General features: G+C 67.2%; 11 protein-coding genes. 5 read left to right on the forward strand and 6 right to left on the reverse strand.

What is annotated here, in order from left to right:
- Positions 1 to 2 precede the first annotated feature (2 nt).
- Both dut and coaBC read right to left on the reverse strand, forming a co-directional pair.
- A complete protein-coding gene (dut, locus tag ABQY74_RS18610; protein WP_016901966.1) occupies positions 3 to 470 on the reverse strand; it encodes a dUTP diphosphatase in 468 nt (155 codons plus the stop codon).
- Positions 467 to 1,735 carry a bifunctional phosphopantothenoylcysteine decarboxylase/phosphopantothenate--cysteine ligase CoaBC gene (gene coaBC, locus ABQY74_RS18615; protein WP_104575419.1) on the reverse strand — a complete coding sequence of 423 codons (1,269 nt, stop codon included), beginning with the start codon at positions 1,733 to 1,735 and terminating at the stop codon, positions 467 to 469. Before coaBC ends, dut begins: the two co-directional genes overlap by 4 nt.
- A gap of 96 nt (positions 1,736 to 1,831) precedes the next feature.
- Here coaBC and radC point away from each other — a divergent pair, with 96 nt between their 5' ends.
- From radC to ABQY74_RS18640, 5 genes are all read left to right on the forward strand, one after another.
- Positions 1,832 to 2,509 (forward strand): DNA repair protein RadC, encoded by a 678-nt coding sequence (gene radC / locus ABQY74_RS18620; RefSeq protein WP_039524852.1) that lies wholly within the window; start codon positions 1,832 to 1,834, stop codon positions 2,507 to 2,509.
- An 86-nt stretch (positions 2,510 to 2,595) separates the two neighbouring features.
- Positions 2,596 to 4,284: an arginine--tRNA ligase gene (argS, locus tag ABQY74_RS18625; protein ID WP_016901969.1), complete on the forward strand. Its 1,689-nt coding sequence runs from the start codon at positions 2,596 to 2,598 to the stop codon at positions 4,282 to 4,284.
- 45 nt (positions 4,285 to 4,329) lie between these two features.
- A complete protein-coding gene (locus ABQY74_RS18630; protein ID WP_349794110.1) occupies positions 4,330 to 5,211 on the forward strand; it encodes an SPOR domain-containing protein in 882 nt (293 codons plus the stop codon).
- 5 nt (positions 5,212 to 5,216) lie between these two features.
- The gene (locus ABQY74_RS18635; RefSeq protein ID WP_349794108.1) at positions 5,217 to 5,765 is read left to right on the forward strand and encodes a hypothetical protein; all 549 of its coding nucleotides are present in this window, start codon (positions 5,217 to 5,219) and stop codon (positions 5,763 to 5,765) included.
- Positions 5,766 to 5,805: 40 nt separating this feature from the next.
- Complete coding sequence (locus ABQY74_RS18640; protein ID WP_349794106.1) at positions 5,806 to 6,561, forward strand: SDR family NAD(P)-dependent oxidoreductase; 756 nt, start codon at positions 5,806 to 5,808, stop codon at positions 6,559 to 6,561.
- A 165-nt stretch (positions 6,562 to 6,726) separates the two neighbouring features.
- Here the strand turns inward: ABQY74_RS18640 and ABQY74_RS18645 are convergent, their stop codons facing one another.
- The 4 genes from ABQY74_RS18645 to speA form a co-directional block, all read right to left on the reverse strand.
- A complete protein-coding gene (locus ABQY74_RS18645) occupies positions 6,727 to 7,854 on the reverse strand; it encodes an acyltransferase (RefSeq protein ID WP_349794104.1) in 1,128 nt (375 codons plus the stop codon).
- A gap of 294 nt (positions 7,855 to 8,148) precedes the next feature.
- Positions 8,149 to 9,486, reverse strand: coding sequence for a glycosyltransferase (locus ABQY74_RS18650; RefSeq protein ID WP_349794102.1), 1,338 nt, complete (start codon positions 9,484 to 9,486; stop codon positions 8,149 to 8,151).
- Complete coding sequence (locus ABQY74_RS18655) at positions 9,479 to 13,462, reverse strand: amino acid adenylation domain-containing protein (protein WP_349794100.1); 3,984 nt, start codon at positions 13,460 to 13,462, stop codon at positions 9,479 to 9,481. The genes ABQY74_RS18650 and ABQY74_RS18655 overlap by 8 nt, the downstream gene beginning before the upstream one ends.
- 895 nt (positions 13,463 to 14,357) lie before the next feature.
- A complete protein-coding gene (speA, locus tag ABQY74_RS18660; RefSeq protein WP_039524835.1) occupies positions 14,358 to 16,244 on the reverse strand; it encodes an arginine decarboxylase in 1,887 nt (628 codons plus the stop codon).
- Positions 16,245 to 16,284: the final 40 nt, after the last annotated feature.

Consider the following 16,284-nt stretch of genomic DNA (forward strand, 5'->3'; position numbering starts at 1 on the left):
CGTCAGCGCACGCCGGTGTGGCCGAATCCACCCGCTCCCCGCGCGCTGTCGACGAAAGTATCCACCACTTGCAAGCCCACGCGCACGATCGGCAGGATCACCAGCTGTGCGATGCGGTCGCCCGGCTCGATGGTGAAGGCCTCACGGCCGCGATTCCAGGTGCTGATCAGCAGCGGCCCCTGGTAATCGGCATCGATGAGTCCGGTGCCGTTGCCGAGCACGATGCCGTGGCGATGGCCAAGGCCCGAGCGCGGCAGGATCACCGCGCACAGCTGCGGGTCGGCCAGATGGATCGCGATGCCGCTGGGAATCAGCGCCGCATCGCCGGGTTCCAGCGTCATCGGCGCTTCCAGCGCAGCGCGCAGGTCCATACCGGCGCTGGCGTCGGTGGCGTAGGCCGGCAGCGGCCACAGATCGCCAAAGCGCGGGTCGAGCAGCTTCACCTGCAAGGACTGGGTCGGGGTACTCATGCCTGCAATCTCTCCGCGATCAGGGCCAACAGCTGGTCGGCCAGTTCGGTCTTGCTGCTGCTGGGGAAGGCGCGCTCGCCGCCCTGCCAGTAAGCGGTGGCGGCGTTGTTGTCGCTTTCGAAGCCGCCGCCCTCGATCCCCACCTGGTTGGCGATGATCAGGTCCAGCCGCTTGGCGGCCAGCTTGCCACGCGCGTAATGCTCCACGTCGTGCGTTTCGGCGGCAAAGCCGACCACCAGCTTCAGCGCGCCGGTCTGCGCGGCGACCTCGGCCAGGATGTCCGGGGTGCGTACCAGTTCCAGGGTCAGCGTCTCGCCGGTCTTCTTGATCTTCTGCGCGACCACCCGCTTGGGGGTGTAGTCGGCCACTGCGGCGGCGCCGATGTAGATGTCGGCCGGGAACGCGCCCAGCACCGCATCGCGCATCTGCGCAGCCGAGCGCACGTCGATCCGCCGCACCCCGGCCGGGGTGGTCTGGTGCACCGGGCCGCTGACCAGCACCACGTCGGCGCCCTGGCTGGCGGCGGCAGCGGCCAGGGCATAGCCCATCTTGCCGCTACTACGGTTGCCCACGTAGCGCACCGGGTCCAGGTCCTCGAAGGTGGGGCCGGCGCTGATCACGATGCGCAGGCCGTCCAGTTGCGCGCTGCTGGGCACGAACGCCGGGGCGGCAGCAGCCTTGGAGGCGAGCGGCGCGGCGCGGCCGGCACCGCCGGCCAGGGCGGCGATGATCGTCGCCGGCTCGGCCAGCCGGCCGGGGCCGGACTCGCCTTCGGCCAGCGGGCCGTCCTCGGGACCGACCACGCGCACGCCGCGTGCGGACAGGGTCGCCACATTCGCCTGCGTGGCCGGGTGCAGCCACATGCGGTGGTTCATTGCCGGGGCCACGGTCAGCGGCGCGGTGGTGGCCAGGCACAGCGTGCTGACCAGATCGTCGGCCAGGCCGTGCGCCAGCCGCGCCAGCAGGTCGGCGGTGGCCGGGGCGACGATCACCTGATCGGCCCAGCGCGCCAGTTCGATATGTCCCATTGCCTGCTCGGCAGCGCTGTCCCACAGCGTGGTGCGGGTGGGCTGCCCGGACAGGGCCTGGAAGCTGAGCGGGGTGACGAATTGTTGCGCGCCGCTGGTCATGGCGACCTGCACCTGCGCACCGGCGTCGCGCAGGCGACGGACCAGTTCGAGCGATTTGTAAGCGGCAATGCCTCCGCCGACGCACAGCAGCAAGCGCTGTCCGTCCAGGGGGCGGGCCTGAGTGGAGCCGATCACGTCGGAGTCGTCCTACGGTTACAAGGACAACTAGATTAGCCGATGCCCCCGTCCGGCCTGATAGGCGTGAGCGATGAGCACCGGCAATCTCGCCATATGCACATTCACGACTGGCCCACCCACGAACGCCCGCGCGAGAAACTTCTGGCGCGCGGGGCGCCTGCCCTGTCCGATGCCGAGTTGCTGGCGATCTTTGTCGGCTCCGGCCTGCGCGGCCAGGACGCCGTCCAGACCGGACGCAATCTGCTGCTGCGCCACGGCCCGCTGCGCGTGCTGCTGGATCGCACGGCGCCCGCCCTGGCGCGCCTGCCCGGCCTGGGCCCGGCTTCGGCCTGCAAGCTCAGTGCAGCGCTGGAACTGGCGCACCGCCACCTGCTGAGCGCACTGGAACGCGGCGACGCGCTCAGCGACCCGCCCAGCGTCGGCCGCTACTTTTCGCAGCGGCTGCGTGCGCGCCCCTACGAGGTGTTCGCGGTGCTGTACCTGGACACCCGCCATCACGCCATCGCCTTCGAGGAAGTGTTCACCGGCACCATCGACGGGGCCGACATCCACCCGCGCGAAGTGGTGCGGCGGGCGCTACTGCACAACGCCGCGGCGGTGATCGTCGGGCACAACCACCCTTCAGGCAATCCGGAGCCGTCCGAGGCCGACCGCGCGGTCACCCGGCGCCTGCTGGATGCGTTTGAGCTGGTGGATATCCGCCTGCTGGACCACTTCGTGATCGGCGACGGGCGTCCGGTCTCGCTGGCCGAGCGCGGCTGGCTGGGATGAGCGCGCGGCGGTGACCTGAACCATCGGCCCGACCCCGGGGCGCGCGGTCGGGTAAAATCGGTGGTTTCGTTCCAAGCAGATCCCACGTGAAAGCCCAACTCCGCGCACTGATCGGCCAAGGCATTGAAGCCTTGCGCGCCAACGGCACCCTGCCTGCCGACACCCTGCCGCCGGATTTTGTGGTCGAGCGGCCCAAGACGCGCGAGCACGGCGACTTCGCCACCAATGCCGCGATGCTGCTGGCCAAGCCGGCGCGCAGCAACCCGCGCGCGCTGGCCCAGGCGCTGGTCGCCGCATTGCCGGCCAGCGACGACGTGGCCAAGGTGGAGATCGCCGGCCCGGGCTTCATCAACTTCCATCTCGCCCCCACCGCCTACCAGCGCGAAGTGGCGCATGTGCTCAAGCAGGGCCACGACTACGGCCGCGGGCTGGCCGGCAACGGCCGCTCGGTGGGCGTGGAATACGTCTCGGCCAACCCGACCGGCCCGCTGCACGTCGGCCACGGCCGCGCCGCGGCGATCGGCGACAGCCTGGCGCGCGTGCTCGATGCCAACGGCTGGAACGTCAAGCGCGAGTTCTACTACAACGATGCCGGCGTGCAGATCGAGAACCTGGCCCTGTCGGTGCAGGCGCGCGCGCAGGGGCTCACCCCCGACAGCGACGGCTGGCCGGAGAACGGCTACCGCGGCGACTACATCGCCGATGTGGCCACCGCCTACCTGGCCGGCGACACCGTCGACCTGGAAGGCCATCTGGTCACCGGCGGCAAGGACCCTGCCGACTTCGACGCGATCCGCCGCTTTGCCGTGGCCTACCTGCGTAACGAGCAGAACCACGACTTGGCTGCGTTCCGCGTCGATTTCGATATCTATTTCCTGGAAAGCTCGCTGTACAAGGACGGCAAGGTCGAAGAGGCGGTGCAGAAGCTGATCGCCTCCGGCCATACCTACGAGGAAGGCGGCGCGTTGTGGTTGAAGTCCACCGACTTCGGCGACGACAAGGACCGGGTGATGCGCAAGTCCGACGGCACCTACACCTACTTCGTGCCGGACGTGGCCTATCACCTGACCAAGTGGCAGCGCGGCTACGAGCGCGCGATCACCGAGCTGGGTGCCGATCACCACGGCTCGCTGACGCGCGTGCGCGCCGGCCTGCAGGCGCTGGAACTGGGCATCCCGCAAGGCTGGCCGGAGTACGTGCTGCACCAGATGGTCACGGTGATGCGCGGCGGCGAGGAAGTGAAACTGTCCAAGCGTGCCGGCAGCTACGTCACCCTGCGCGATCTGATCGAGGAAACCAGCGCCGATGCGGTGCGCTGGTTCCTGATCGCGCGCAAGCCCGACTCACAGCTCACCTTCGACATCGACCTGGCCCGTCAGCAGAGCAACGACAACCCGGTGTTCTACGTGCAGTACGCGCATGCCCGCGTCTGCAGCGTGCTGCGGCAGGCGCAGGAGAAGGGCTACAAGTACGAGCAGGCGCATGGACTGGCCGAGCTGGCGCGCCTGGACGACGAGCATTCGCTCAACGTCATGGTCGAGCTGTCGCGCTATGCGGAGGTGGTGGAAATCGCCGGGCAGACGCTGGAGCCGTACCAGATCGCGCAATACCTGCGTGAATTGGCGCACGCCTTCCACACGTGGTATCACAACACCAAACTGCTGGTGGACGATGCCGCAGAGCGCGACGCCAAGCTCACCCTCGCCGTCGCCACGCAACAGGTGCTTGCCAACGGCCTGGAACTGCTTGGCGTCAGCGCCCCAGAAAAGATGTAAGCCGGGCCGCATGGCCCGCAACGACGTGATTCGGAGAAGTGGTAGATGGCAGCACGACGCGGTAAGAGTCAGGCGCGACGCAACACCAGCAATGGCACCCCCGGTTGGGTGTGGTTGGTGGCGGGCGCTGCGATTGCGGCAGTGATCTTTCTGGCCGCGCCCAACCTGTTCAAGAAGGACGGCGACGGCTTCCTGCGCGTAGGCCCGCGCGCCAACCCCGACGCGCAGCCCGAGCCGGTGGCCGATGCCGACGTGGATACGCCGGCCGAGCTGCCCAAGCCCAGCGCACAACCGCCCAAGCCGCAGGCCAAGCCGGGCGATGCGCAGACCCAGTACGACTTCTACACCTTGCTGCCCGGCAAGGAAGTGCAGATGTCCGATGCCGAACTGGCGGCCAGTGCGCGCGCCGAGGAAGCCGCACGTGCGCGCGCCGCATTGGAAGGCAAGCCGGTCGCGCCGGCACCGGGCGCGAGCGTGGCGGCAGCCACGCCGGCCGCCAGCGTGCCGGTCCCGTTGACCGAAACGGCCGCCAGCGCACCGAAGCCATTGACCGAGACCGCTCCGGCACGCCCGGCCGCCACGCCGGCGCCGGCCAGCACTGCGGCACTGAGCACGCCGGCTGCAACCGCTGCGCCGAAGCAGGCAGCGACAGCAGCAGCTGCCACTCCGGCAGCTGCCTCTGCAGTGACCGACAACACCCGCTACATCCTGCAGGCCGGCTCGTTCGGCGCCTCCGGTGATGCCGAATCGACCAAGGCCAAGTTGGCGATGATGGGCCTGGCCGCACGCGTGGAGTCGGCCGACATCAGCGGCAAGACCGTCTACCGCGTGCGCATGGGGCCGTACGGCAGCGCCAGCGAACTGGCCGAAGCCAAGCAGAAACTGACCGGTAGCGGCTTGCCCGCCATCGCGATCAAGGCACAGTAGCCGCAGTGCTGCAGCGCGCCGCCGGCCTGTGGTTGTGGTGGGGACTGATCGGCGCGGCGCACGCCACCGAGCAGATTCCCGACCGCATCCGGATCGACGGGCAGGACGCGGTGCTGCTGGCCGAGCCATTGGCGCCGGTGCTGGACGACCAGGCCACCTGGCAACGGTTCGTGGCGCACGCGCGGCCGGCGCTGGGCAGTTGCAGTGCAAACTGGCGCGGCTACCAGGCCGACTGGCGCGTGGAGCAGGCGCAGGTGCTGCTGGATCGCATCGTCATCGGTGCCTGCGACACCGCGCCGCCGACGTTACCGCTCGAAGTGTTGTTCCCCGGGCGAACCGCCCCGGTCGCCGCGGACTGGATCGATGGCGAGCTGGTGGTCGCCCTGCCAATCGCCACGAACACCGGCGACACCGCACCCGGCGCCGCAGAAGCACCGTATCTGCTCCTGCAGGTGCAACACGGCCGCGTGGTGACGCGCGAGCCGCTCAGTGAGGCAGGGTTGCGCGCGCTTCGCGCCCAGGCCAACACACCTGGTCCTGCCACCACACCCTGATCCCTTTGCCTGATCCCCTCGTTCGCAGGAGTTATCCCCCATGTCCAAGACCGTTCTGATCACCGGTGCCACCTCCGGATTCGGCAGCGCCGCCGTGCGCCGTTTTGCCACCGCCGGCTGGAAGATCATCGCCACCGGCCGCCGCGCCGAGCGCCTGGATGCGTTGGCGGCCGAGCTGCCCGCCGGCCAGGTGCACACCGCTGCTTTCGACATGCGCGATGCGCAGGCCCTGTCGGCTGCGATCGACGCATTGCCGGCCGAGTTTACCGACATCGATGTGCTGGTCAACAACGCCGGGCTGGCGCTGGGCACCGCGCCTGCGCAGCAGGCCGACCTGACCCAGTGGCAGCAGATGATCGACACCAATGTCACCGCGCTGGTCACCCTCACCCACCGCCTGCTGCCGGCGCTGATCGCACGCCGTGGCGCCATCATCAACATCGCCTCGGTCGCGGCGACCTACCCCTACACCGGCGGCAATGTGTACGGCGGCACCAAGGCGTTCGTGCAGCAGTTTTCGCTGGGCCTGCGCGCGGACCTGCACGGCACCGGCGTACGCGTGACCTCGATCGAACCGGGCATGGCCGAAACCGAATTCACCCTGGTGCGCACCGGCGGCAACCAGGCCGCCTCGGACACGCTGTACCGCGGCGCCACCCCGATGACCGCCGTGGACATCGCCGAGCAGATCTTCTATGTCGCCAGCCTGCCGGCACATCTGAACATCAATCGGCTGGAAATCATGCCGGTCACGCAGTCGTTCGCCGGTTTCCAGGTTGCGCGCGACGCGCAGTAACGATGGCCTGCAACGCCAGTGCCCCGGTCGCGCCGCGATCCGATGGTGTGGCGGCCGGCGCGTGAGCAGATCGCGCCGCATCCAAGCTGGGTGCGGCGCGGCAACCGGCGTACCGCCAGGGCTGATGACAACGCCGCGCATTGCGCGGCGTTTTGCTTTGCCCGGTCAGCCGCGATCGGCGGCAACCAACGGCTGCGCGCCTGGCCGCAGCATCCTGTCGCGCAGTTGCAGGAACGGGCACTCCACCGCGTAGTGCAACAGCGCGCCGCCCAGCACTGCCACCAGGCCATACACCGCAAATGCCAGCACGCCCCGCCCCTCCAGCGCCGGGCCGAACCAGCCCTGGGTGAGATGGAAGACGGCCTTGTGGGTCAGATACAGGCTGTAGGAGATGGCCGCCAGCCATGCCGCGCCCGGCACGCGCAAACCTCCAAGCACACCGCTGCTGGCGGTGCCGGCGAGCACCAGCAAGGCCAGCCCCAGCGACAGCACCGGCCAGCCCACCGCATTGCCGAGCAGGCCGGTGCGCTCGCGGAACAGCCACAGTGCCAGCGCCAGAATCGCCACGCCCGCACACAGGATGGCGTTGCCGTGTTGCTGCAGCCGTTGCCACTTCATCGGGCGAAACACCTTCAGCACCGCCAGCACGACACCGGCCAGCAGACCGTCCAGACGATTCCAGGTCGGGTAGTAGATGTCTTCGATAAACCAGTTGCGCTGCAGCCCGGCGCCAGCGCCGTCCAGGGCAGTGTTGTGCCACCAGATGCCGGCACGCAGCGCGATGCCGGCAACCACGACCAGCACGCAGAGCACCCCAAAGCGTGCGGCCGAGGGCCGACGCAGCAGCAGCGTCGCCAGCAACGGAAATACCAGATAGAAATGTTCTTCCACGCACAGCGACCAGGCGTGCGAGAACGCGGCATCACGGCCGTAGTCGACGAACAGATTCAGGGTGAAGGTGACGAACATCCACCACGGCGCCAGCCCGGGCGACTCGCGAAAGTCCGGCCACGCCATGTAGATCACCAGCACCAGCAAGAACGCCGGCAGGATGCGAAACGCGCGGCGCAGATAGAACTCCTTGAAGTCCAGGCGTTGCCCGCGCGCCAGCGGCCTCAGCACCTGCGTGCCGATCAGAAAGCCGCTCAGGACGAAGAACAGGTCCACGCCCATCCAGCCGTAGCGCGACAACCACGCCCAGTCCGGCCCCAGACCGCCGACCACGAAGGAATGGAACAGCATCACCCAGACAATGGCGATGCCACGCAGCAGATCGAGAGCGGGATAGCGCATGCGGGCGATGCAAAGCCGAGGGAGCCCGATTGTGCCGCATCCCGCCGATGCGACGATGCGGGCTCCGGCGCTGGCCGCATTCGCCAGCTCGGATCAGCAACGCAGACGCTGTTTCCACATCACTCAGTCGTACAGGCCGGGTCCGGTCGACCACCTATCGGCGACAGCGACACCCCAGCGCCCCACCCGTGCAGCAGCCGAAGGTCTTCGGTGAGGCCAGCCGCATTGCTGCAGCCAATCCAATATTGACGCTGTGGCTCCCCCACAGCGTCAACCATCACGCATCGGCCTGTGTCACGCAACGGCCTGCTGCTCGATTCGCACGGCCGGCGCCACCGACAGCGCCGGTTGCAGCAATCCCCAGGCTTCCAGTTGCTCCACTGCACGGCCGATTCCGTCCTCCTCGCGGATGCGCTGCCCCAAAGTGCGTGCCGCTGCGCGCATGCTCGGCGCGCTGGCCTGGCTGATGGCATCGGCCAGGGTCTCCGGCTGTAATCCGACCCGTGCGAGCGCCGGCGGAGCGACGCCGCGTTGGGCCAGGCAGTGCGCCCAGAACGGCTGGTCGTAGCCGAACGGCAGCACCACCGACGGAATCCCCGCAGCCAGCGCCGCACCGGTGGTGCCGGCACCGCCGTGATGCACCGCCACCGACACCCGCGGAAACAGCCAATCGTGCGGTGCCTGCTCCAACTGGAAGAAGCGCGCGGCATCGTCGGATGCGTCTTCCGCGGCCGCTAGCCCGCCCCAGCCGCTGGCCAGCAGCGCGCGTTGACCGGTCAGACGCACCGCCGCCTTGACGATGGCGGTGAGCTGGGCCGCATCGCTGCTGATCATGCTGCCGAAGCCGATATACAGCGGCGGCGGGCCGGCCTGCAGAAACGCCTGCAGCGCGGCCGGCGGCTGCCACTGCGGCTGCGGCAACTGCCAGAAACCGCTGACCTGGGCCCGGTCCGGCCAGTCCGGCGGACGTGGGCACAGATGCTCGCTGTAGCCATACACCACGCGCTGCGCGCTGCGATCGGGCCCGCTCCACGGATACGCCGGCAGCCCCAAGGCCGGGCGCACGATGCCATTGAGCGCCGGGCGCATCAGCTGCCAGCCGGCAAAGCGCACCGCGTGATGCAGCGCCACACTCACCAGCCCGGGCAGGCGCACGGTGGGCATCACCATCAACGGCACATGCCGCGAGGCGGTCAGCGGCTGCAATTGCGTGAATACCACCGGCAGGCCGTAGGCCTGGCCCAGGCTATGCGCCAGCAGGCTGGCGCTGCCGACGCCAAGAATCAGCCCGGCATCGGCACAGGCCGCGCGGCCCTGCTCGGCCCAGTCGCGCGCCCACTCCAGCAGCTGCGCACGCAAGGTGCCCCAGATGCCGCGCCAGCCACCGCGCATCTCGGCGACATCCGGATGGCCCTGCAGCAGTTTCTGGTGGTCGCCGCTGAGCGGGAAGAAGTCCAGCCCATTGGCGCGGATCAGCGCTTCGAAGTTGGCGCTGGTCAGCACCCGCACCGGGTAACCGCGCTCCTGTAAGCCACGGCCCAGCGCGATGATCGGGCGCACATCGCCATGCGTGCCCAGGGTGGCGATCAGCACCGGGCGTTGGCGTCCTGCGTTGAAGGAAGACTCAGGCATATTCGGCCACCCCGTCACTGGCGGTGGCGATGCTGCCATCGCGTTGTGCGGCTTTCGTGGTGGCCGCGTGCAGCAGTGCGCTGAGCGTGGCCGAATGCGTGGACGACAGCATCGAGTGGTGGTCGCTGTCCAGCACATGCAACTGCAGGTTGCGCACATACGGGCGCCAGGCCTGCGGCCGGTAATCCACCCACACCGTATCGTCGCCGCCGGAGGTCATGCGCACGCTCGCTTCGACGAACACCACGTCCTGGTCCAGCGGCTTGGGACGGTGACGCCGCGCCAGATGCAGATGGTGTTGGGTCATGCCGCCCATGTCGTCCAGCAACGTGGGGCGTTGCTCGAGCAGCTGGCGCACTGCGGGCAGGTCATTCAAGCCGTAGTGATCGCACAGCAGGCTGGCCAGTTCGGCCACCGTGGTCGGCATCGGCTGGCCGTGTGCCAGATGCAGGCCCAGCGCATGCACCGATGCACGCACGTTTTCCGATTCCGGCAGCGACGCGGCCTGCTCCAGGTGCGGGTAGCTGTCGAGCATCGCCAGCAATTCGACTTCTTCGCCCAGCGCATGCAGTTCGGCGGTGATGGCATGCGCGATCAAGCCGCCCAGCGACCAGCCGATCAATCGATACGGCCCCTGCGGCTGTACCGTGCGCAGCCGCGCAAGATAGTCACGCGCGATCGCCTCAATGCTTTCCGGGCGATGCTGCGGGTCGCTCAAGCCCGGCGACTGCAAGGCATACACCGGCCACTGCGGATCCAGCTGGCCGAGCAAGGTGAGATACGACCAGCCCAGGCCGACCACCGGGTGGATGCAGAACAGCGGCGGCGTACCCGGGGTGCCCGCACGCAACGGCAACAGCACGCCGAGCGGGTCGTTCGGGATCTGCGCGTTGCGCTTGATCACTTCGGCCAGGCCGGCAATCGTCGGCGCATGGAACAGGGTACCCAGCGGCAGTTCGACACCGAACGTCTGCGGGAAGCGTGCGGCCATTTCCGCCGCGCGCAGCGAGTCACCGCCGAGCTCGAAGAAGTTGTCTTCGACACCCACCACTTCGATGCCCAGCACGTCCTGCAGCATCGCTGCCAGCTGATGTTCGAGCGCATCGCGCGGCGCCACATGCGCGCGCTGCGGCAGCGCACCCGGCGACGGCAAGGCGCGGCGATCCAGCTTGCCATTGGGTGTCAGCGGCAGTGCCTGCAATGGCACCCACAAGGCGGGAATCATCGACGCCGGCAGGCGCTGCTGCAGATGGGCGCGCAACAGCTCGGGTGATGGCGTCGCGCCATGCTTGCCCACCACATACGCCAGCAACTGCAGCGCGTCGTGGTCGCCATCGCGATGACCGACCACCACCGCCTGCGCCACTTGCGAATGCAGCAGCAAGGCGTTTTCGATTTCGGCCGGCTCCACGCGATGGCCGCGGATCTTCAGTTGCGCATCGGCGCGGCCGATGAATTCCAGCATGCCGTCGCGGCGCTGACGCACGCGGTCGCCGGTGCGGTACATGTTGCTGCCGTCGTCGGCGAACGGGTCGCGCACAAAGCGCTCGCTGGTCAGCTGGCGCTTGCCGCGATAGCCCTTGGCCACGCCCGCGCCGCCGATGTACAACTCGCCAATCGCGCCGGTCGGCAGCGGTTGCCGCTGCGCATCGAGCACATAGACGCGGGTATTGAGTAGCGGCCTGCCGATCGGCGGGGCGGCAGCGTCGGTGAGCTGCAACGGCATGATGGTCGACCAGATCGTGGTTTCGGTCGGCCCGTACAACTGGGTCAGGCGCCCGACCCGGCTCAGCAACTGGGTCGCCAGTTCCGGCACCAGGGCTTCGCCGCCGACCAGGGCGTGGATACGGTCCAGCGCCAGATCCTGATTGGCCAGCAGGATGCGCCACAGCGACGGAGTGGCCTGCACCATGCTGATCTGCTCCTGCGCGATCAGCCGCGACAGGCTACGTGGATCGTGGGTGATGCCGGCCGGTGCGATGACCACGCGCGCACCCACCAGCAACGGCAGATACAGCTCCAGCCCGGCGATATCGAAGGTGATGGTGGTGACCGCCAGCACGCGGTCGCGCGGACGCAACGCAAGCTCATGCTCCATCGCATGCAGGAAATTGAACAGGTTGCGATGGCTGATTTCCACGCCCTTGGGCGCACCGGTCGAGCCGGAGGTGTACAGCACATAGGCCGTACCGTCCGGCATGGCTAGCGGCGCGATTGCCGCCGGCAACACGGCCGGGCGCGGATCCAGCCAGACCATGCCGCCGAGCAGATAGCGCTCGCACAACGCCGGCTCGCAGACCAGCGCGATGGCACCGGAATCGTTGAGCATCTGCCGGTTGCGTGCGGCCGGGCTTTCCGGGTCCAGCGGCAGATACGCCGCCCCGCTCCACATCACCGCCAGCAAGGCCACCAGCAATTGTTCGCTGCGCGGCAGCGCGATGGCGACCACATCGCCGGGGCGGACGCCATCGGCCACCCATTGCGCGGCGATGCGCGAGGCCAGTTCGCACAGCGTGGCGTAGTCCAGGGTGCGGTTGTCGTATTGCACCACCACTGCCGCCGGCATCAGCTCGGCACGCTGCAGCATGCCGTGCAGCAGCGTGGCCGGTTCCGGCAGCGCTGCGTCGGTGGCGTTCCAGGTCTGCAACAGGCGGCGGCGTTCCGCATCGCCCAGCACATCGATCTGGCCCAGCGCGCATTCCGGATCGGCCAGCACCGCATCGGCCAGATGGGTCAGGCGGCGGCAGTGCTCGGCCAGCTCGTCGCTGTCGTACAGCGCCGGATTGGCATCCAGATCGAAGCGCAACGCGGCACCATCGCCGCGCTCGTAGCAGAAGATGGTCAGATCATCCGCCGGGCCGTTGGAGAGGTTATGCGGCATCGCATAGGCCTGGCCAAAGCGCAGTGCGTAATCGAAGGCTTCGATGTTCACTGCCAGGCGTGCGAACTTCTGATCGATCCCGAACATGCCCAGATCGCGGCGCACGTCCTCGAAGCGGTATTGCTGATGACGCAGCGCATGCCTGACCACCGAGGATACCTGCGCGAACAGCGCATGCACCGGCTGCTGCGGATCCATTTTCAGGCGCAGCGAAATCACATTGGCCACCAGGCCTGCGGTCTGCCGGTAACGCGCATTGATGCGGCCGGTTACCGGCATGGCCAGCACCAAATCTTCGGCACCGGTGCAGCGGTAGTAATACGCGGCGATCAGCGAAATCAGCATCTGCGGCAGGCTGGCGCCATAGTCCTTGCCGAGCGCGCGCAGCCGCACCACCTGCTGTGGCGAGAACTGTCCGGTGCCACGCAACAAGCCGGTCGATAGGTGATTGCCCGGACGCGCCAGGGTCGCCGGCGGCGGCAGATCGGCCAGCTGCTGCATCCAGTAGCTGCGGTCGCGCTGAAAACGATCGGAGTCGCGATACTGCTGTTCCAGCTCGATCAGCGACAGCGCGCTGCCGTATTGCGCAGGCTCCGGCTCGATGTTTTCTGCGTAGGCGTTATACAGCACCGCCATGCGCTGCATCATGATCGAGGCGCAATAGCCATCCATCACCAGATGGCTGACGCATTGCACCCACATATGGTGGTCTTCGCCAAGGCGGAACACCGCGCAATGCCATAACGGCCCGTTCTGCAGATCTTCCGGCTTGCGGATTTCTTCGTCGACCCAATGCTCGGCGGCGTTGCGCGGGGAAGGATCTTCGCTGACGTTGAAATACGGAATCGCGGCGGTGTATTCGGGCAGGACCACCTGATGCGGCACGCCGTCGTGCTCGGCGATGCATAGCCGCAGCGTGTCGAATTCGCGCGTCAGTTGCATGCTGGCGCGGATCAGCAGCTGCGGATCCAGCGGGCCGAACATTTCCAGGGCTTCGGACAACATCAAGGTGTTGTCGGTATGCAACTTGCTGGCGACCCACAGGCCGCGTTGCGCTTTGGTCAGGGGAAACACGGGAGAGGCGTCGGTGTGCATTGCGTGCATCCTTCTTGTGTGGCGCGCAGTCGCCCGGTGCGCCATGTCCGCAATGCGGTCAGTGGGACGCCGGATCAGCACCTGGCCTTGAAACGTGGGGTAAGAGACACCGACGACCGCCAGCGCATGCCGGCGATATACGATGGAAACGCACAATGGGAACGCATCACGAAGCGGCGTGCAGCGTCGATACAACGACGTGCACTGACTTTCCTAAAACACTTGTTTCCCGACAAGTTAAACAAACACTAACAATTAGCCGCCGCGATAAACCGTGCAAAAATCACGAAATCCGCGTCGCCCGCAAAAATTTTTTGCCGAAGTGTGATTTCAACTAGTGTTCTGGATGCATACGTCTACAGATCGCGTTTTTTCGCGCGTTGCACGCTACGGAACAGACTGCCATGCATCGCGCAGCAATCCGGCGAAGGCGTTTTTGCCGGGAATTTTGCGTGTTTCATGGCGCATCCTGGACAGCATGCACCAAGACCACTGCATGCAGCGGCATTGATTTTATTGCGTTACAGGGACAACCATTCCGCAAGACACAGCGCTTTTTTTGAATGCCGTCTGCAACCGCACGGTCACACGACGGTTATTTGATTGTCAGTGCCACGCCGCGTCGATCACGCATGCACAGGTGCTGCTGCTGATCGCCTGGCCTTGGCTTGAGCGGATGGTACTGGTCGTCGCACGTCGTCGTCGGGGCAGGACGTTACCGGGCTCGGCCAGAGCGCGCAGAAGCCATGGCGTCCGGCAATGGCGCCGGGTTCGGACCCTGAGCCACGCCGCACTACGGCCGCACAGCGGTGCTGCGGGCCGTCTCGTCAATGCATTACGCGCGAAGGTGAAACAGAAATGGCGCGCCACGGCCTCGGCCGCAGCGCGCAGTGCCTTAGCCCAACGGTTCGTCGGACAGATAGGTGTAACCGGTCAACCCTGCTTCCAGCGCATCGCTCAATTCCTGTGCGCGCTCGGGCGGTAGCTGCGCGGCGGCAATGCGCTCGGCATAGGTCGCACGTAGCGTGTCCAGCTGATAGCCCACGTAGTCCAGCATCACATCGGTGGTATCGCCGCGGCGCTGCTGCGCGATGCGATAGCCATCGCCGTCCACGGCCACTTCCACCGCATCGGTATCGCCGAACAGGTTATGGATATCGCCCAGGATTTCCTGGTAGGCACCGACCAGGAAGAAGCCGATGCGATAACTCTCGCCCGGATTCAACGTGTGCAGCGGCATCGAGCTGTCCAGGCTTTCGTTCTCGACGTAGGTCTTGACCATGCCGTCGGAGTCGCAGGTCATGTCGGCGATGATGCCGCGCCGCTGCGGCGCTTCGTTCAAGCGTTCGATCGGCACGATCGGGAACACCTGGTCGATCGCCCACACATCCGGAATCGACTCGAACACGCTGAAGTTGACGAAGTACTTGTCGACCAGCCGCTCGTTGAGCTCGTCCAGCACCGGGCGATGGCTCTTCTCGTCGAAGCTCAGGCGTGCACGCACGCCATGCGCAATCGCATAGAACAGGTCGTCGATACGCGCGCGGTGGGTCAGGTCGATCTGGCCCAGTGCGTACGCACTCAAGCCTTCGGCATGGAAGTGCTGCGCCTCCTGGAACAGTTCCACCGCCGGGCGCACATCGAGCTCGTCGTGGATCTCGCGCAGGTGGCGGATCGCTGCCGGCTCGTCGTCGTGCGCGTCCGGCACGCGGCCTTCCGGCGCCTGCTCCACTTCGGACACGTTGGCGATCAGCACCGCGTGGTGGGCGGTCATCGCGCGGCCGCATTCGGTGACGATGCGCGGCGGGGTCAGGCCGTGCTCCTCGCAGGCGCTGGCCAGCGGCTGCACGATGTTGCTGGCGTAGGAATGCAGGCCGTAGTTGATCGAGCAATAGCTGCGCGAGCGCGTGCCTTCGTAATCGATGCCCAGGCCGCCGCCGACGTCCACATGACTGATCCTGGCGCCCAGCCGCGACAGCTCCACGAAGTAGCGCGTGGCCTCGCGCATGCCGTTGGCGATGTCGCGCACGTTGGAGATCTGCGAGCCCATGTGGAAATGCAGCAACTGCAGGCTGTCGGCGTACTCGGTGTCGCGCAGCGTCTTCCACAGGTCCAGCACCTGCCGTGGCGACAGCCCGAACTTGGCCTTGTCGCCACCGCTATTCTGCCACTTGCCCGCGCCAAGCGAAGCCAGGCGCATGCGCACGCCCAGACCGGGCTTGACGTCCAGCGCGCGCGCTTCTTCCAGCACCAGCTTCAGCTCGGAGGGCTTTTCGATGACGATGAAGGTCTGCAGGCCGAGCTTGCGGCCGATCAGCGCCAGGCGGATGTATTCGCGGTCCTTGTAGCCGTTGCAGACGATCAGCCCGCCCGGGCGCGACAGCGCCAGCACCGCCATCAGCTCCGGCTTGCTGCCCGCTTCCAGGCCGAAGCCGTCACCGTGGTGGCTGGCCAGCGTGCCGGCCACGCCGCGATGCTGGTTGACCTTGATCGGGTACACGGCCGTGTAGCCGCCTGCGTAATCCCATTCGGACTGCGCCTGCGCGAACGCCGCCTGCAGCTTGCCCAGGCGCTGGCCCAGGATGTCCGGGAAACGCACCAGCAGCGGCAGCTTGGCGCCGGCTGCGCGCGCGGCGTCCACCACCTCGGGCAACGACACCGACGGACCGTCGCTGGTCGGCGTGACCACCACATGTCCGGCGTCGTTCACATCGAAATACCCGTCGGCCCAATGCGGGATCGAATAGGTCTTGCGGGCTTGGTCGAGGGACCAATCGCTCATTTCGCTGACTCGGCTGGGGCAAAAAGGGCGTGAAGTGTAA

This window comes from Xanthomonas sp. WHRI 7064 (assembly GCF_040202355.2).
GTDB lineage: Bacteria > Pseudomonadota > Gammaproteobacteria > Xanthomonadales > Xanthomonadaceae > Xanthomonas > Xanthomonas arboricola.